The 17,086-nt window shown below is 57.6% G+C and carries 15 protein-coding genes; 1 reads left to right on the top strand and 14 read right to left on the bottom strand.

From position 1 onward, the window contains the following. Window positions 1–40 precede the first annotated feature (40 nt). Window positions 41–892: a sulfotransferase family protein gene (locus tag IB232_RS12575; protein WP_192398971.1), complete on the top strand. Its 852-nt coding sequence runs from the start codon at window positions 41–43 to the stop codon at window positions 890–892. Window positions 893–913: 21 nt separating this feature from the next. On the opposite strand, the gene IB232_RS12570 is transcribed toward IB232_RS12575, so the two are convergent. Genes IB232_RS12570 through IB232_RS12505 form a run of 14 tightly spaced genes read right to left on the bottom strand, consistent with a single transcriptional unit; the run spans window position 914 to window position 16,758 of the window. Further along, window positions 914–2,026, bottom strand: a complete 1,113-nt coding sequence (locus tag IB232_RS12570) for a glycosyltransferase family 4 protein (protein WP_192398970.1) — start codon at window positions 2,024–2,026, stop codon at window positions 914–916. Then, window positions 2,026–3,162: a glycosyltransferase family 4 protein gene (locus IB232_RS12565; protein ID WP_192398969.1), complete on the bottom strand. Its 1,137-nt coding sequence runs from the start codon at window positions 3,160–3,162 to the stop codon at window positions 2,026–2,028. Before IB232_RS12565 ends, IB232_RS12570 begins: the two co-directional genes overlap by 1 nt. Then, complete coding sequence (locus IB232_RS12560; protein WP_192398968.1) at window positions 3,146–4,522, bottom strand: glycosyltransferase family 4 protein; 1,377 nt, start codon at window positions 4,520–4,522, stop codon at window positions 3,146–3,148. The genes IB232_RS12565 and IB232_RS12560 overlap by 17 nt, the downstream gene beginning before the upstream one ends. Window positions 4,523–4,527: 5 nt before the next feature. Next, complete coding sequence (locus tag IB232_RS12555) at window positions 4,528–5,760, bottom strand: ABC transporter ATP-binding protein (RefSeq protein ID WP_192398967.1); 1,233 nt, start codon at window positions 5,758–5,760, stop codon at window positions 4,528–4,530. After that, a complete protein-coding gene (locus IB232_RS12550; protein WP_192398966.1) occupies window positions 5,760–6,557 on the bottom strand; it encodes an ABC transporter permease in 798 nt (265 codons plus the stop codon). Before IB232_RS12550 ends, IB232_RS12555 begins: the two co-directional genes overlap by 1 nt. Then, window positions 6,557–7,984: a mannose-1-phosphate guanylyltransferase/mannose-6-phosphate isomerase gene (locus IB232_RS12545; protein WP_192399351.1), complete on the bottom strand. Its 1,428-nt coding sequence runs from the start codon at window positions 7,982–7,984 to the stop codon at window positions 6,557–6,559. Before IB232_RS12545 ends, IB232_RS12550 begins: the two co-directional genes overlap by 1 nt. A 28-nt stretch (window positions 7,985–8,012) precedes the next feature. Continuing rightward, on the bottom strand, window positions 8,013–8,984 hold the full coding sequence (gene gmd / locus IB232_RS12540; RefSeq protein WP_192398965.1) for a GDP-mannose 4,6-dehydratase: 972 nt from the start codon (window positions 8,982–8,984) through the stop codon (window positions 8,013–8,015). Continuing rightward, on the bottom strand, window positions 8,981–9,892 hold the full coding sequence (locus IB232_RS12535; protein ID WP_192398964.1) for a GDP-mannose 4,6-dehydratase: 912 nt from the start codon (window positions 9,890–9,892) through the stop codon (window positions 8,981–8,983). The genes gmd and IB232_RS12535 overlap by 4 nt, the downstream gene beginning before the upstream one ends. A 33-nt stretch (window positions 9,893–9,925) precedes the next feature. Beyond that, window positions 9,926–10,756, bottom strand: a complete 831-nt coding sequence (locus tag IB232_RS12530; protein WP_192398963.1) for a class I SAM-dependent methyltransferase — start codon at window positions 10,754–10,756, stop codon at window positions 9,926–9,928. 49 nt (window positions 10,757–10,805) lie between these two features. Beyond that, the gene (locus tag IB232_RS12525; protein WP_192398962.1) at window positions 10,806–11,633 is read right to left on the bottom strand and encodes a class I SAM-dependent methyltransferase; all 828 of its coding nucleotides are present in this window, start codon (window positions 11,631–11,633) and stop codon (window positions 10,806–10,808) included. Between the two features lie 8 nt (window positions 11,634–11,641). Continuing rightward, window positions 11,642–12,817: an acyltransferase family protein gene (locus IB232_RS12520; protein ID WP_192398961.1), complete on the bottom strand. Its 1,176-nt coding sequence runs from the start codon at window positions 12,815–12,817 to the stop codon at window positions 11,642–11,644. A 4-nt stretch (window positions 12,818–12,821) separates the two neighbouring features. After that, window positions 12,822–13,703: a class I SAM-dependent methyltransferase gene (locus IB232_RS12515; RefSeq protein WP_192398960.1), complete on the bottom strand. Its 882-nt coding sequence runs from the start codon at window positions 13,701–13,703 to the stop codon at window positions 12,822–12,824. Continuing rightward, the gene (locus tag IB232_RS12510; protein ID WP_192398959.1) at window positions 13,700–15,271 is read right to left on the bottom strand and encodes a glycosyltransferase; all 1,572 of its coding nucleotides are present in this window, start codon (window positions 15,269–15,271) and stop codon (window positions 13,700–13,702) included. Before IB232_RS12510 ends, IB232_RS12515 begins: the two co-directional genes overlap by 4 nt. After that, window positions 15,268–16,758: a glycosyltransferase gene (locus tag IB232_RS12505; protein ID WP_192398958.1), complete on the bottom strand. Its 1,491-nt coding sequence runs from the start codon at window positions 16,756–16,758 to the stop codon at window positions 15,268–15,270. Before IB232_RS12505 ends, IB232_RS12510 begins: the two co-directional genes overlap by 4 nt. Window positions 16,759–17,086 lie beyond the last annotated feature (328 nt).

Raw genomic sequence — 17,086 nt, 5'->3', positions numbered from 1 at the left:
AAATGGCTTCTGCGGCACCTACCCAAGGTATGAGTACTAGATGAAGATCGACTTCCTGGTTCCCGGAATCAACAAATGCGGCACCACCACGCTCTGCTATTTACTGGGCGAGCATCCGCAGATATTTATCCCGGAAATGAAGGAGCCGCACCACTTCAACCGTTCAGACGTGGTCGAGCACCGCACTGCCTACGAGGGTTTATTCCGCGAGGCGCAGGCGGGTCAGTTACTGGGAGAAGGCTCGCAGATGTACTCCACGGAGGAGTTCGGCGAGCTGGTCAGCGAGCGACTGGCCGTGGAAAACCCGCAGATGAAGCTGATCTTCTGCGTACGCAATCCACTGAAGCGCATCGAGTCGAGCTATCGTGAGTTCCACCATAGTGGCCCGCACTACGCAGTGAATGCCCCCTTCGGCATTGCCAATGCAATTGCGGGCCTTCCGGCATTGCTGGCGGACTCCCACTACTGGACGCGCCTGCAGTGTTTCCGCAAGCACTTCCGCGACGAGCAGATTCTCGTGGTGTTCCTGGAGGATCTGCAGAAGAATCCGCAACAGGAGCTGGCGCGCTGCTATGAGTTCCTGGGGGTCGATTCGAGGTACCACAACCCTTCCGCCGGTGCCCAGCTCAACTCGCGGGACGAGAAGCTCTATGACACCCGCCTGCTCAGGTTCCTGCGCACCAACAACTTCACCGGCTACAAGCTGGCCAAGATCAGCGTGCCGAAGCAGAATCGACTGTTCAGCCGCCTAGGTTTGCGCCGTCCCTTCACCAAGCCGCTGGAGTGGGAAACCGCCACCAGGCAACAGGTAGTAGGTGCACTCAGGGACGATATCCAGCAGTTCCTGCAGTACAGCGGCAAGCCGGCGGACTTCTGGAAAGAGTTCGCCTGACAGCAGGCCAGGGTAGGCGATCTACCTTCCGGCGAGTTCTTCGTAGAGCTCTGCCATTTGTTGGCCCATGCGGGCGGCGGTAAACAGCTCCTCATAATGCGCGAGCGCATTGCGCCCCATGCGGGCGCAGCGCTCCGGATCGCCCCACAGCTGATCCATGGCAGCCCGAAAGGCCTTGGCGTCGTTGGGCTGCACCACCAGCCCGGTCTCGCCGTGCAGGTTGATGTAGCTGGTCCCCGTACCTATCTCGCAGGAGATCATCGGCTTGCCGTACATGGCGCCCTCCAGCAGGGAGATGCCGAAAGCCTCCGAGCGCAGGTGCGAAGGGAACGCGACGGCCAGGCACAACTGCAGCAAGGCGACCTTGTCTTCGTCGTCCAACTGCCCGAGAAACTGCACGTTGCCCAGCCCCAGACGCTCGGCCTGCGCCTTGAGCTCAGCCTCCAGCGGCCCCGAGCCAACAATAACCACCGGGTAGTCGCTGTCTTTCACCGCTTCGAGCAGGACATGCAGCCCCTTGTAGTAGCGCATCACCCCCACGAACAGGAAGAAGCGCTCACCGCAGCGCTCTCGCCAGTGCTGCATGCGCTCAGGAGAGGGTTGCGGATAGCCCTGCTTGTCCAGGCCAATCGGTATGGTCACCGCCTTGTGTCGATAGCGACGCAGAACCTCGCTGGTCTCCAGGTAATTGGGGGAAGTGACGACAATGCGATCCGCACGCGCAAGGAAGCGATGCATCAGCGGACTGTAAAGGCGCAGCAGGAACTTCTGACGCACCACATCCGAGTGGTAGGTGACGATCACCGGCTTGCGCACCCCAACAAGGAAGTGCAGCAGGTCCATGAGTGGCCAGGGGAAGTGGTAGTGGATCAGGTCGGCCTGCTCGGCAAGCTCGCGAAATTGCCTGATCACGCTGTAGGACAATCCTGTGGAGGCAACGTGAAGATCGAGCTTGGCGCGATGCACCCGATGATCGGCGATCGCCAGCTCGGCCGGATAAGGGTTGCTGCTGAGCGTCAGGACTTCACCGCGGATCCCGTGGGGCAATGTGCTCTGACACAGCTGGAAGATCACCCGCTCGATGCCTCCCATGGTGTCGGGCATGTAGGTCTTGAAGAAGTGCAGTACGCGCATTAGGAGCCCACGAGTTCGCGATAGGTGTTCGCTGTAATCTGTGCACAGCGTGCCCAGCTGAAATCCTGCGCACGCAGCAAACCCGCAGTGCGGCGCGCTTGCCAAGCCGCTTCGTCCTCCAACAGATTTTGCAGGGCCGAGGCACAACCGTGAATATCCTCTGGGTCGATGTAGAGCCCAGCATCGCCGGCCACTTCCGGCAGGGCTGCGCGACGACTCAGAATCACCGGCGTACCACTGGCCATGGCCTCCAGCACCGGCAAACCAAACCCTTCATAAAGAGAAGGGAAGAGCAGCAGGCGAGCTCCAGCGAGCAACTCGGCCAAAGCATTGTCCTGCAGGTATCCCAGCAAACGCACCTGGCCACTGGCCAAAGCTCGCTGCAGGCTTCCTTGCAGCTGCTCATTGCGCCATCCAGGCATCCCAGCAATCAGCAGTGGGTATTGGCGGCGCAGCGCCTCGGGCAACGCCAGATAGCCATCGATCACCAGCTGCAGATTCTTGCGCGGTTCCACAGTGCCGATGCAAAGCAGGTACTCCCGTGGCCTCACCGCATGCTCGGCCAGTGGCACGTTCAGTTGCTCGAAGGAACGCGGATAGAAGCGGCGAGAATGGCCTAGAGGAGCGACCACTACCTTGTCGGCAGACACGGAGTAGTGGCGGACGACTTCGCTGGCAATGAACTGCGAGTCGACCAGTATCTTGGAGGCGCGCTCCAAACCGCCGTTGACCTGCCGTTCAATCTCGCGCAGTCGATCAACTGGCTGGGTTTGGGGGTAATGTACATGGGCCAGATCATGCACGGTCATAATCATGGGCCCATCGAAGTCGAAGGGCCACAAACTTGGTTCATGATAAAGCGCCGGACTCACTCGGCGAGCGCCACGGTCGAAGCGGTGCTGCTGCATCAACCGGCGAAGCTGATAAGCATTCGGTAGCAGTAGCTTGACCGCCCCACTTAGCTTTGAGTAGCCCGGCAGCGATGCGCTAGGCAAACCCTCTTGCCAACTCCAGCCATCAAATAGCTCTAGATCTATCCCCCCGAGATTCCGCAACGCGCTGAAGAGCTCAGCAACATAGTGGCCGATGCCCGTACGTGGCGCGCGCAGAATGCTCGCATTAAGCGCTATGCGCATTGCCCACGGGAACCCCGGCACCATTTCTCACGCCATCCAAACTGCGCTCAATCAGTTGCAGGCTCGCTTGCTGCCAATTGACCCAGCGCCAATCCCGTACATTCTCTTGAGCCGGGAAAATCCCAGTTTGATCGAACTGATTAATCAGATGAGCGAGAGTAGCCGGCTGTGATAGATCGAAGTAAGCCATGAAGCCCCCTCCAATCTCACGAAAGACTGGAATATCACTACCGAAAGCTGGCAATCCACGCTGCATAGCCTCGACCAACGGCAAGCCAAAGCCTTCAACGTATGAAGGAAATACCAATGCCTGCGCATTGGCGTATGCGTATTCAAGACTCCGATCATTAACGCCATTGAACATGAACAAACGCTTCTTCCACTCGGGGTGCTTGGTGATCCTCTCAACCAGATCCTCGCACTTCCAACCTATCTTTCCAATGATGCATAGGCGAGCGGAACTGCCCTGCTGCCAAAGCAGCTCGAAAGCATCCAGCAAATAGGCGTGGTTCTTCCGAGGCTCAATAGTGCTAACCATAAGATAAACCGGAGCAGAAACTCGAAACATCTTCAGCATCGTGGGTAGAAGTCGAGCATTTCCGCGGATTAAATCGAGTTCAGAGCCCAGATGAAAATGCCCATACCAGCGCTTCTGCGCCTCGAGCGGGCCGAGGCGCCGAGTAACTTCGGCCTCCACCTGCTCGCTGATAGTTTGAGAGATGGCCATGAAGCCATCAGCCGTCCTAGAAATCCACTCGAACCACCGGTCAAATACCTTCACCAGTCCCTCGTCACAGAATTGAGGGTGGGTGAGCGGAATCAAGTCATAAATTACCGAGATGATGCCAACTCCTTGAGCCTTTAACTTCTCAGCCAAAGGAAAGAAATCGGCGTGCCACGAGGAGTCCAATAACAATAGTTGGTCATCTGCTTTGACCTCCAGTGGAGTCGCTCGCTCAGGTGCAGGCTCAGCCCTTTTGTTGAAATGCAGCAATGCGCGCAATGGCAAGGTGATGCCTAGGCTAGCTACCTTGCAACCGACCCAGAGCACTCGACGCAACTGCTTAGATGCTCGGAAGGGCCATAGGCGAATAAGTCGAGAATGCCACCACCAATACCGATTGCGTGCATGATCAAGCTTAATAATCAGCGCATGGCGGCGCGGTGTTCTTTTATCAACCTTGAGCGGTGCGAGACTGTTGACGCGATACAGCTTCCCACCACTCATCATGACCGGTACGCACTCCACCTCTAGCTCAATGCTCGCAAGCTGTTTGATTACATTGCGCACAACCCTCTGGATACCAGAGTTATCTTTGGGGTGCTCATAAACATAGGTGCATTCAATCAGAAAGCGCATGACGCTCAATCCTTGGCTATACGATCAATCTGTAACACCGCATCCAAGGAGGCGCTGCCTACAAAATCAGGCTTACGAGTATTGACCACATGAAAAATCAAGGCGAAATCGCGCCACTCGTAATTGGTATCTATATGCGAGTCGAAACGCGACAAACTAGTTGCGATGGAGTAGTTACCTTTGCCAATGTTGGCTGAAAATGTATAGCGAAATACCACCTCATCTCCAGATCTAAGATCCTCCAACGCCTGGTTGATACGGTGTGTATTGATACCGTAGATAGCCTGCCCCAGACGATCCTTAATCAGAAAACCGAGAATCAGCCGTGGAATATCTACATTGATAGCAACGCGAATTTCTAAAGTAACCGCCATACCGACATCGAGAAGCTCTATGCGCTGTCCCTTGGCGTTAATAAGCGCGATATCTATTACTTCGGCCTCACTAGTGCCGGAAATAGTCCTCACTTTACCGCCTGGCAGACGCTCCTGCCGGATGGTATCCAGCGCGCGCTCCGCAAGCATTGCACTATAGAAATCCATGACTTCTTCCGGCGACCCTTCCAGAGCCATACGCCCTCGATCCAGCAATATGGCTCGGTCGCAAATGGACTGAATGGCATCTCTACTATGAGAAACAATCAGCAGTGTCGTACCGGCCTTGCGGAACTCGCGAATACGATCAGAACTCTTGTGCTGGAAATAGGCGTCGCCAACAGAAAGCGCCTCGTCAACGATCAGAACATCTGGACGCCGCGCAGTAGCCACGCTGAACGCCAGGCGCATCTGCATGCCACTGGAATAGGTACGCACCTGCTGGTCGATATAGTCGCCAATCTCGGCAAACGCCTCGATCTCGGGCATCAGCCGGTTAAGCTCGTCGACAGTCAACCCCAGCAACTGTCCGGCCATAAAGACATTCTGTCGGCCGGTAAACTCGGGGTGAAAACCCATGCCCAACTCGAGCAGCGCGGCGACGTTCCCGGTAACTGCTATCCGCCCGGTGGTCGCCTGGGTGGTGCCAGTAATCATTTTGAGCAGTGTGCTCTTGCCCGCCCCGTTGACACCAATGACACCTACAGCCTCTCCCGGACGGACGTGGAAGCTGATGTCCTGCAACACCCACTTGAGGCTGTGTCGAGGGCGGGAAAACGGCGTGATCCACTCACGCAGACGAGCCCAGCGGGTGGGGTATTGCTTATAGGCTTTGCCTACACCATCAATAACTATCTCGCCCATCAGAGCTCATCCACCATCTCACCAGCACGCTTGCGAAACAAGGCTAAAGCCATCATGCAAAACAGCAGCGCCAAGACAGCGCTGGGCCAGAAACTCTGCCACGATGGCCACTGCCCATGGATGAAAACACCTTGATACGCTCCGGCCAGCTGCGCCATCGGATTCAGCTGGACTAACGCCTGCAACTTTTCTGGCAACACCGATACGGGGTAAACAATTGGCGTGAACCAGAACCAGAACTGCAGCACTACTCCTGTTAGATGACCAACGTCGCGGAAGAAGACATTCAGTACGCCCAGGCTGATACCGAGCCCGAGGGCGAGCAGAATCTGAATGGCCAGTACCGGAATAACCCCAAGGACAACCCAGCCAGGGAAGTTATCAGTAAGCAGGAGAAATCCGATGAACAACCCGAAGATGATGGTGAAGTTCAGCAAGGCATTGAACAACACCACAATCGGCAGGCAGATTCGCGGAAAGCTGAGCTTCTTCAGCAGCCGCGCATGCTCCAGGAACATCGACTGACCTTTGCCGAGCATCTCCGCGAAAAGGCCCCATGTCAGCACACCGGAGCAAAGGTAGATGCCGTATGCCAATCCATTATCGACGCCAGGCAAGCGCGCCTTCATCAACTGCGAGAAAACCAGCGTGTATACCAAAATCATGGCAAGCGGATTGATGATGGTCCACAGCGCCCCCAAGAGCGAGTTCTGATAGCGCGCCTGAAACTCCCTTTTCACGCTGCCTAGAATGAAGCCTCGGAACTGCCAGGCAGCGCGGGGAAGTGACAACAACATCAACAGCCTGCCCTACCGTACTTGTCGTCGAAACGGACGATATCGTCTTCGCCGAGATATTCGCCGCTCTGTACCTCGATCATCACCAGATCGATAACCCCCGGGTTCTCCAGGCGATGCTTATGCCCTGCCGGGATGAAGGTCGACTCGTTGGTGTTGATCATGCGCGGCTCGTCACCGCCGTTGATGACCTTGGCCATGCCCTGCACGACGATCCAGTGTTCGCTGCGATGGTGATGCATCTGCAGAGACAAGGAAGCGCCTGGCTTGACCACGATGCGCTTGATCTTAAAGCGAGGGCCTTCCTCGAGGACGGTATAGGTACCCCAGGGACGAGCCACGGTACGATGCAGGCGATAGGCGTCATGGTTCTGCAGCTTGAGCTGCTTGGCGACTTGGCGTACTTCCTGGGCCCGGTCGGCATGAGCGACCAGAATGGCATCGGCCGTATCGACGACGATCAGGTCATCGACCCCCACGGTCGCGACCAGGCGGCTCTCACCCAGCACGAAGGTGTTGCGGGTATCGACAAGTATCGCATCGCCCTGGACACGGTTGCGCTGGGCGTCTTCCGGCACCAGGCGGGAGAGCGCGCTCCAGGAGCCAATATCGCTCCAATCGAAAACGGCTGGCACCACGGCAACCGAGGACGAGCGCTCCATCACCGCATAGTCGATGGAAATGTCCGGTAGCTCGGCAAACAGATCGGCATGCAACTCCTGCATGAGCACGCCTGCGCTGTCGTGAGCAGGGCTCTGCTCGACACACTCATCCGCGAGTCGGACGATCTCTGGCGCGTGCTCGCGCAGCTCGCGCAGCACGCTGCCGACGCTGAAGCAGAACATGCCGGAGTTCCACAGGAAGCGGCCACTGCGCAGGTATTCCTCGGCGGTAGCCAGGTCCGGCTTCTCGACGAAACGAGCAACCTCGCAGCCACCTTCTTCGTCCAGGCCGCGGCCCGATTCGATGTAGCCGAAACCGGTCTCGGGAGCCGTCGGACGGATGCCATAGGTCACCAGATGGCCCTGTTCGGCCAGCCGAATCGCATGCTCGGTGGCCTGCTTGAAACCAGTCAGATCCTCAATCAGGTGGTCGGCCGCCATGACCACCATGATCGCATCCTCGCCATGTGCCTTGGCTACGGCAATGGCCGCCGCAGCTATCGCCGGGGCGGTGTTGCGCCCCTCCGGCTCGAGAAGGAAATGCGACCGGTGGTGCGGCAGCTTGCACTCGGAGAAATGATCTTTGCTCGCGAAGTAATGCTCGCGATTAGTCACGGTGAGAATCACCCCGCCTTGGGGAATCAGGGCGGCTGCGCGGCTGTACGTCTTGCCCAACAGTGACTGACCGTCGGGCAGGCGCATAAAGGGCTTGGGATGACCTTCACGGGAGACCGGCCACAGGCGAGTGCCCGCACCTCCCGACATGATGACGGGGATGATGGTGGTCACTGGCTCACTCCCGGCCGACACGGCGCAGGTCGGCGTCCACCATCATCTGGATCAGCTCGCTCAGGCTGGTCTTGGGCTTCCAGCCGAGCTGGCGCTGCGCCTTGTCTGGATTGCCCAGCAGAATGTCCACTTCGGCCGGACGGAAGAACTGCGGATCGATGACAACATGATCCTCGTAGTTCAAGCCAACATGCTCGAAAGCCAGCTTGCACATGTCGCGCACCGTCGTGGTGATGCCAGTCGCGACCACATAATCGTCGGGGCGATCCTGCTGCAGCATCAGCCACATGGCTTCCACGTAGTCACCAGCGAACCCCCAGTCGCGCTTGGCGTCGATGTTGCCCAGGCGCAGCTCTTTCTGCTTGCCGAGCTTGATGCGGGCAACTGCATCGGTGACCTTGCGGGTCACGAACTCGATGCCGCGCAGGGGAGATTCGTGGTTGAACAGAATGCCGCTGGAGGCATGCAGGTTGAAGCTCTCGCGATAGTTGACAGTGATCCAGTGACCATAGAGCTTGGCAACGCCATAGGGGCTGCGCGGATAGAAGGGGGTATTCTCATCCTGACGCTCGGCTTGGATCAGGCCGAACATCTCGCTGGTAGAGGCCTGGTAGAAGCGGGCCTCGGGGCTGAACTGGCGGATGGCTTCGAGCAGGTGGGTCACTCCCAGGCCATCGACTATGCCGGTGGTAACGGGCTGATCCCAGGAACTGCCTACGAAGCTTTGCGCACCGAGGTTATAGACTTCCTGCGCCTTGCTCTTGATGACCGCGCGTTGGATCGAGCAGGCATCGGCAAGATCCCCCTCGTGATAGCGAATCTGGCCCTCGATGCCCAGTTCACGCAGACGCCAGCGCGTATCGCTGCTTCTACGGGCCACCAGGCCGTGGACCTCATATCCCTTATCGAGTAGTAGTCGGGCCAGATAAGCGCCGTCCTGGCCAGTTACACCCGTGATCAAAGCAGTTTTTGTCATTTTTCTACTACTCGTGCTTCCCAGTCAGACAGCACGGCCTGCAGGGTTTTCGTGATTGAAACGCCGGGATTCCACCCAGTCTCTTTATGTAGTTTTTTTGCACAGCCCACTACACGGCGCTGTTCTGCTTTGCGGAAACGGGCAGGGTCCTGGCGAATTTCCACATCCAACCCGCTCAAGCCGATCATTTGCTCGATCATTTCCCGTACGGAGCGCTCTACACCGGAGCAGACGTTATAGGTCTGCCCGCTGCGCCCATGCTCCAGCAAAGCCAGGTACGCGGAAATTACATCCTGAACATCGAGAAAGTCACGAGTTACATCAATATCGCCGACGTTCAGCACTGCATCCTGGCGACCTAGCTTGATCTGAGCCAGCTGCATGGCCACTCCGGGGACAACAAAGCTGTCCGCCTGGCCAGGGCCTATATGATTGAAAGGGCGGGCCGTCATGATGCGCCAGTCCTCACAATAACTCCACTGCTCGCACAGCAGCTCGCTGGACAGCTTGCTGACCGCGTAGGGGTTCCGGGGATGCGCTACAAGCCCCTCGGAAATCGGTAGCGCCTCTTCGGCCACCTGGCCATATACATCGCCACTGCTGACATACAGAAAGGCACCGGTAAACCCCTGTCGCTTCAGGGCCTGGAGGATATTGAGAGTTCCCAGCAGATTCACTTCCAGCGTGCGCTGCGGGTTCCGGAATGCTTCGGGGACAAATGTCTGTCCAGCCAGGTGAATGACCGCATCGGGACATTCGCTTTCCAGCCAGCGATCCAGCGACGCGGGATCGAGCAAGTCATGGGGCTGCGGCTCGATCAGCGTCCAACCGGTATCTCCGCCAGCCAGCCGTTGGCGCAGATGGCCTCCGACGAAGCCACTCAATCCCGTTACCAGAAGTCTGTTCATGACCAGTAGTCCTTGCTGGAAGAAGTATCGCGATCAGGGCTTGCGAGCGACTATGACCTGGCTCTTCGGTAGCGTCTCGTCCAGCGCCTGCTTGGTCCGCAGCCCGTCCGGCAGCTCCAGCAAGGTGGCCCAGGTGGCGGCCCATTGCTCCAGCAGGGGGTGCCATGGTGGGGACAGCGACTGGTTCTCGCAGGCCCAGAAGAACGACCACCACAGTGCGTGATAAAAACCGTACTGGGTCTCGCACTCGATGACCAGACCGGCCTCGGTCACCAGATCCGCCAGCTCGCCTCGCTTGAAGATCCGGATATGGTTGGGCCTCTCGAAGTAGACCGGAGGCGCCACCTTCTTCTGGATGCCCTCGTTCAGTTCATCCGGCACGGTCAGCAGCAGCAGGGCACCGGGCATGGCGACGCGCTTCAGCTCGGCGATGAACTGCTGCGGGTCGTCCACGTGCTCCAGCACTTCCATGGCCACCACGCGACTAACGCTGTTTTCGGGCAACGGAATGGGCGCAGCATCAGTCACCAGCGTCTGCACACTCCGTGCGCCCTGATTCTCCAGGCGCTGACGCGCGGTCTCGAGCTTGGGGGCGTCCATGTCGGCGAGGATGATGGAAGCACCGCGTCGTGCACTGAACAGCGCATAGCCGCCCTCGCCACAACCGATATCCAGGACGGTATCGTTGCCATCAACAGGGAAGCCGGTCATCAGCTCACCGTCTTCCTTGTTCATCCAGCCACTCAGAACCATATCCTTGAGGCCGATCATCGAGGCTCCAGGACGAGGCGTCGTTGCCTCGGCGATCGATGGACCTTCCGGCACCTGCCTTACGGAAAACAGGCGTTTCAACTGGTTGAACATGGTGCGTTCCCCGCCAGCATGTGGCTTTCCGTTTCTCTTGATTGGCTACTTACAGAGGCTTGCGCGCGATAATCGCCTGGCTCTTGGGCATGGTCTGATCCAGGGCCTGCTTGATTCTCGGGCCATCCGGAAGGGCCAGCAGCTGACTCCAGGTCTGGCTCCAGCTCTCCAGCAACGGATGCCAGGGCGGCGAAAGATCCTGCTTACAAGCCCAGAACAAGCACCACCAGATGCTCCAGTAGAAGCCGTAGCTGGTCTGCCGCTCGATGATCAGACCGGCGTCCAGCACCAGTTGCTCAAAGGCCTCAGCGCTGAAGATGCGAATGTGGTTGGGATGCTCGAAATAGGAGGCCGGCGCCAGCTTCTGTTGCACGCTCTCGCCCAGTGGGGCCGGCACCGTGAGCAGGAACTGCGCTCCCGGACGGGCAACACGTACCAGTTCTCGCATGAACTGCGCAGGGTCCGCAACGTGCTCCAGAACTTCCATGGCCACTATCTTGTTGGCGCGCCCATCCGGCAACGGTATCGGATTGGCATCGGTCACCAGCGGCACGACGCCGCGTGCCGGGGAGTCCTGAAGCAGCGCCTGCACCGCCGCCACCTTGGCCGGATCTATGTCCGCGAATATCACCTCTGCGCCACGCTCGGCACAGAAGCGGGCAAAGGGACCGTCGCCGCAGCCGATATCGAGCACGGTGTCCTCGGCATTCACGGGGAAGCCTTCGAACAGCTCTCCGCTGTCACGACGGAACCAACCGCTGAGATAGGCCTCGGTGCGATCGGGCGGCAGAACCGGCGCAGCGGGCGCAACCGATATGGCACTGGAAGGCTGCGCAGGCACAGGACCGGATAGTAGGCGTTTGATGGCGTCCAGCATGTAGAGACTTATCCAGGATGGCGAGTTGCGGGCGGCATGATAATCGGGTTGCCGTCCGAGCTGTGGTTGGAGGAAAGCAGTCGCTGCGACAAGCCCGCACCATAACGCCGCAGGGGCATCTCGACCAGGCGGAAGTTCAGCTCGGTGACGACCAGCAAGACCAGCAAGGCGCTGACCCCATAGGCAGTGGCCAGCCCGGCGGAAAAGGGCTGCCCAGGATCCATGCGATGGAAGAGCTCACGAACCAGAAAGAACGCCGGAACGTGGATGAGGTACAGGGCGTAGGAGCGCTCACCGATCCACATCAACAGGCTCTTCGACCGTCCCGGCCGCAGTAGCAGATCGCGGTCATGCGCGGCGATGAGCACTAGCAGGGCAGAAAGAATGGCGATGATGCCGACGGCGTATCGGCTCGGCGAACCCGGCGTGCTAAGCACCGCCATACCGGCCACGCTGATCAGGAATATCAGCTGACATGCACGTCGTCCGAGCAGGGCCAGGTATTTTGCCGCGAGCTGCCAGGAGGCACGCTGGCTCCAGATAGCCAGCAAGATGCCCAGCGCCAGGGCATCCGTACGAAACATCATCAGGTAAGGGTGCTGTCTGGGCGTGACTATCTGCAGCAGCGCAACGGCCAGGAGCAACCAGGCGAGATGCTTGCGAAAGAGCAAGATCAGCAACGGGAACAGCAAGTAGAACTGCTCCTCCAGCGACAAGCTCCAGTAGACGAAGCTGGCCCCGTACTCGCTGCGCATGAAGGTCTGGGCGAACCTGATGTTGGCGAAGTTGAAGACGCCGGCAACGGTCGCATCCAGATTGGCGGCCAGCGTGCCGAAGGCGCCGCTCTCGTTCAGGAACACCACTGCCAGCAGTATCAGCGCCAGCCACAGCCATGCAGCCGGCCACAAGCGCCAGACTCGCCGCAACCAGAAAGCGGCCATGACCCTGCCCTTCTCCGGCAAGCTGCCCGCCGCCAGCAGGCGGGGTATCAGATCCCTGGCGATGACGAAACCGGAGACCGCGAAGAACAGGTCGACGCCGAACATGCCGCCCGCCACCCCGTAGAGCTCATTGAGGCCAGGTATCTGCCAGGGGAAGAGGTTGCGCAGATGCTGGAAGACCACGAACAGCACCGCTACGGCTCGCAGCACCTCAATGTCGCTGATTCGGTTAGTGGCGCGCATGGACTCAGGGCTTACGTGCAATGATCACTTGGCTCTTGGGCAGCAGTTGATCCAGCGCCTGTTTCATGGGGGCCGCCTCCGGCATCTGGATCAGGTTTTGCCAGAGCTTGGCCCAATCGTTCAACAGCGGCGGATAAGGCGGCTGCACGATGTCGTGCGAGGCCCCCTCGAGCTCAGCCCCGGCATGCTTGGCGAGAACCCAGTACATAAACATCCACACGGTCCAGAAGAAGCCGAAAGACGAGCGCTCGACTATCTCCAGCCCTGCATTCAGGACCAGCTGGCCGAACTGCTCGCGCTCGAAGATATGGATATGATTCGGCGACTGAAAATAGGAGTCAGGAGCGAATCCCCGCTGCATCTGCTCTCCCACAGGATCCGGCACGGCAAGCAGGTACAGCGCCCCGGACTGGCCCACTCGGGCCAGTTCGCACATGAAGGCCTGGGGATCGTCCACATGCTCCAACACCTCCATGGAGATGACCCGCGTCATGCAGGCATCCGCCAGCGGAAGTCGGGTGCTGTCGACCACCAAACCCTCCGAGTGGCGCGCCGGCGTGCGCGCTACCCGCTGGCGCAGCGACTCGATCTTCTCGGCCACAACGTCAGTGAAGGTAACTGCAGCGCCGCGGTTGGCGCAGAACAGAGTCGCGCCTCCCGCACCGCAACCGACATCGAGCACCGAGTCTTCCGCGCCGACGGGAAAGCCCTTGAACAACTCGTCACTCTGGCTCTGGTACCAGCCACTCTGCACCGCATCGATCAAACCGCAGTTTCGCGAGTCGACAAAGCCTGGGGCCTGCTTGGCCTCGCGCCAGATCGTCTCATCGTCCCGAGGGTCGCCCTGCAAACCGGCTAGGCGGCGGAATAGCTCGAATTGGTTCATGAACTCACATCTTCAATATTCAGGAATTGCTGAAGGCGCGTCTTGGCGACGGCCTGTGAACAATGGTCGCGCATACGCCGAACAGCCGCAGCCGACATCTCCTGATATCGCTCTGGGTTGTCCTTAAAGCAGCGATATGCAGCCTGATATTGATCGACCAAAGAACTCCAGTTGATCTGGTGGCGACAAGTTCTGTAAGCCAGTCGCGGATCATGAGGCCAGGCCGTGGCGTCCAGCCAGCTATCGACGACAAATGCGACTTCGTCATCGATGTAGTCCAGCATCGCCGAATTGCGGGGAGCAATAGCTGGCTTACCGCATGACATCAGCTCCATTAGCGGAAGGCACTGCCCCTCGCCATGAGAGGCGTTGACGACAAATGTGCTGGCAGCGATCAGATTGTCAAACTCCGCCTTTTCAAGATAGCCATGTACCAAGAGGACACGACATTCGAACTTTGGCAGCCTGGCAATGCACATGAGCATTCCGTTGAGTGCCGCCTGATATTCACGATGTCCAAGTTTGAATACCAAGGTGGCATCAGGATTTTCTCTGAATGCGGCACAAAACGCAGTCAGCATATCAACCCAGTTCTTGCGGCCATCATAGGGATTGAATAGTGTGGTAAAGACCACTCCGGTTAGTTCGAAGTGACAAGGAGCCGGCACCCATTCCGTCGCAGATGGTTTTACGCCTTGCTTCGGCAGAGAATATGGCTCCACTTGATTTCGCGGTTCCAAGTGCTGACTTTCCTGCTCGCTTTCCAACTCAACAGTGATTAGCGTGGCGGAGCTTACGACCGTTGTTATTTTCCGCCGACGGCCTGGCAGCCAAGGAAGCAAGCCACGAAGCACCTGCAAATACCATGCACCCAGATAGCGCCGCGTGATTCTGAGAGAACTCTCTACGGGAGCTGACTCAGCGAGGGGGGCCTTTTCCACCGAGTCGGTTTCCGCCTTAAATGGCGCACGAGCATTTGCGACAGCCTTGGCCACTGCGTCCAACCCAGGCATATATGGCTCAAGGGCAACATCATGAGTATCCAGCACTATGCCGGAAGATATTCGAATTAAGAAATTGCCTGGGAAGTGCGAAGAATTATCGCGCAGTGTGGAAAATTTATCCCAAACCGGGGAGGGAACAGAAAGAATAGGGAAATCATCACCCAACACCCGCTTTACCGCCTGAACTGTAAGTTCCGAGTGAGTTATCCCTGCCCCACAAGCACGTAAGACGTTGCGCCAATCCTGGTTGACTTCATCCAGCCAATGCTCCGTTGGAACCGTGTCAAACTCCCATGCAAATACCGGCAAGGTTGGACAGCGTAAACCCACGGGGGTCTTATGGGGCGGGGAGAAGGAGAGAAACACACATTGTTCACCATCCTCCTGAGCCGATGCATAATATGCATCCACCTCACTATGCGGGTCGTCCACGACAATAACTTCACCTAGCTCCCGAAGTATCGGTAGAAAATCCCGCAAAACAAAGTAATAACTATATTCAGGCAAACCCAAATTGCTGGAAATAGTTGCAGCCGTCACCTCTGAGTACACTAGGAACTTCATAGAGGCACCCCCTGCTGGGCAGCGCTATGGCGGGCGGCAACATCGCTCAGAAAGCTCTCAAGCGGCCCCGCCACCCGGGAGATCGAAGCGAAATCCCGCATGTGACTATATGCTGCGCGTGACATGCACTGATAGTGATTCGGCTTGCTGAGCGCCACGTCGTAACTGTCACGGAAGGCCTCCATCAGAGACTGCCAGTCCAAACGATGTTTATGAGTGAACAACATGCCCGTAGGATCATGAGGCCAGCAAGCGGGCTCCAAACTGGTTCGTAGAACAAAAGCCAACTGACTATTCAGATAATCCGCCATGGCTGTATGCGCCGGCGCAATTGCAGGTTTTCCGCTCGCCAAAAACTCCATCAACGGCAGGCATAGTCCTTCGCCCGTCGATGCATTGACGTAGTACGTACTAACGTCGATTAGCGCTTGGTACTGCACATCCTCCAGAAACCCGTGCAGTACCAGTACTCGGCATTTGAAGGGCGCCAAGCGTGAGAGCAGAGTTATAAGAACAATGCGATAATATTCAAGATCGTGGTGAGTCATCTTGATAATCAGAGTCGCATCTTCAGTGCGCTTGAACGCCCAACAGAACGCGGTCACAATATCTACCCAGTTCTTGCGGCCATCTGCAGGGTTCAGAACGGTACAGTAGACCACTCCGCGAACGCTAATATGTTGCGGCTCGTAGACAATCTCCTGCGAAACCATTGTCGCCTGCAATGCCTCAGCGTCCACTTGTGTTGCACTCGCCGGGGCAATTGCTTTATCTATATGACGAATCTCTCGCCACCATCCGCTCGCTAAAGCGCAGCTGAGCTGCCAGGCACTTTTCAGATTCATTGCCAACACTGGGGAAGATACAACAGGTGCATCTGATAGGGGCTGCTGTATTTCAGCCATATCTGACTCAGGCTTTCGTACCAGTCCATCCGCTGAAAGCCCAAGGAGCGGACTATCAATCACAATGCCGGAGAACTCGAAGCTCCGCGCTACCAATAGAGCAGGCCAACCTTCATTTGATCCCAGGTGCGCATAGCGATCCCAAATCGGGGCCGGCAAGGAAATAACCGGAAAACCATCTTGAGCCGCCGCGCTAACGAGCTGAGCAGTTTCGCAGCTGGTGCAGATCGCTCCCTGTATCTTGGAAAAGACATAGCGCCAATCGTTATGCTGATCCGCGTCCCATGCCAAAGTCGGAAGGCTGTCAAACTCCCAAGCAAAAAGGCAAACCGTTGGGCAGGAAATATTCAATGGAGTTTGGTGCGGAGGGCTGACACTTAGGTGCACCACCTGCTCGCCTTGAGCCAAGAAATCAGCGTGCAGCGCGTCTACTTCTTCCAAACCTTGGATCTGAATGACTGTCCCAATGCGTTCCAGCACGGGCAAGAAATCCTTCATCAAGAAGAAGTAACTATATTCAGGTTTGCCTAGAGAGGCTTGGATGTTCTTGTGCGTGATTTTTGAACTGACGAGAATTATCATGTGACTGCGATATCGAGCTTGTACAAGACACAAGCAGCGTGAATGTTAGGAGCAGTTCCAGTTCTGGTTCAGCGCCAGTTTTTGCCGGGCAGGCGAATTGTTCTTCTGCAGCATCGGCCCCGAGTTTAAGGTTGGTTATCCCATCCAACAAGGGATGTGTGCGCCGTTGGCGTCGGGACTGCTCTCCAGCGCACACCACAATCGCAAATGAGCCACGACCACCGGAGCGCTCGGCTATTAGCCGTGCTTCGTACTAAAGCCACTCAATGCAAACTGCCCTCCTGATGCTCCTCACCTCCACGCTATTGACCACTGAGGCCCATATCAC

This window comes from Pseudomonas sp. PDM15, from assembly GCF_014851565.1.
Taxonomy (GTDB): domain Bacteria; phylum Pseudomonadota; class Gammaproteobacteria; order Pseudomonadales; family Pseudomonadaceae; genus Aquipseudomonas.
This window is presented reverse-complemented; position numbering and strand designations above follow the sequence as displayed.

Coding starts and splice junctions, on each gene's coding strand:
- IB232_RS12535 (WP_192398964.1), bottom strand. CDS start 9,892: ATGAACAGACTTCTGGTAACGGGATTGAGTGGCTTCGTCGGAGGCCAT.
- IB232_RS12525 (WP_192398962.1), bottom strand. CDS start 11,633: ATGCTGGACGCCATCAAACGCCTACTATCCGGTCCTGTGCCTGCGCAG.
- IB232_RS12560 (WP_192398968.1), bottom strand. CDS start 4,522: ATGCGCTTTCTGATTGAATGCACCTATGTTTATGAGCACCCCAAAGAT.
- IB232_RS12510 (WP_192398959.1), bottom strand. CDS start 15,271: ATGAAGTTCCTAGTGTACTCAGAGGTGACGGCTGCAACTATTTCCAGC.
- IB232_RS12575 (WP_192398971.1), top strand. CDS start 41: ATGAAGATCGACTTCCTGGTTCCCGGAATCAACAAATGCGGCACCACC.
- IB232_RS12555 (WP_192398967.1), bottom strand. CDS start 5,760: ATGGGCGAGATAGTTATTGATGGTGTAGGCAAAGCCTATAAGCAATAC.
- gmd (WP_192398965.1), bottom strand. CDS start 8,984: ATGACAAAAACTGCTTTGATCACGGGTGTAACTGGCCAGGACGGCGCT.
- IB232_RS12565 (WP_192398969.1), bottom strand. CDS start 3,162: ATGCGCATAGCGCTTAATGCGAGCATTCTGCGCGCGCCACGTACGGGC.
- IB232_RS12545 (WP_192399351.1), bottom strand. CDS start 7,984: ATGTCGGGAGGTGCGGGCACTCGCCTGTGGCCGGTCTCCCGTGAAGGT.
- IB232_RS12530 (WP_192398963.1), bottom strand. CDS start 10,756: ATGTTCAACCAGTTGAAACGCCTGTTTTCCGTAAGGCAGGTGCCGGAA.
- IB232_RS12520 (WP_192398961.1), bottom strand. CDS start 12,817: ATGCGCGCCACTAACCGAATCAGCGACATTGAGGTGCTGCGAGCCGTA.
- IB232_RS12550 (WP_192398966.1), bottom strand. CDS start 6,557: ATGTTGTTGTCACTTCCCCGCGCTGCCTGGCAGTTCCGAGGCTTCATT.
- IB232_RS12505 (WP_192398958.1), bottom strand. CDS start 16,758: ATGATAATTCTCGTCAGTTCAAAAATCACGCACAAGAACATCCAAGCC.
- IB232_RS12515 (WP_192398960.1), bottom strand. CDS start 13,703: ATGAACCAATTCGAGCTATTCCGCCGCCTAGCCGGTTTGCAGGGCGAC.
- IB232_RS12570 (WP_192398970.1), bottom strand. CDS start 2,026: ATGCGCGTACTGCACTTCTTCAAGACCTACATGCCCGACACCATGGGA.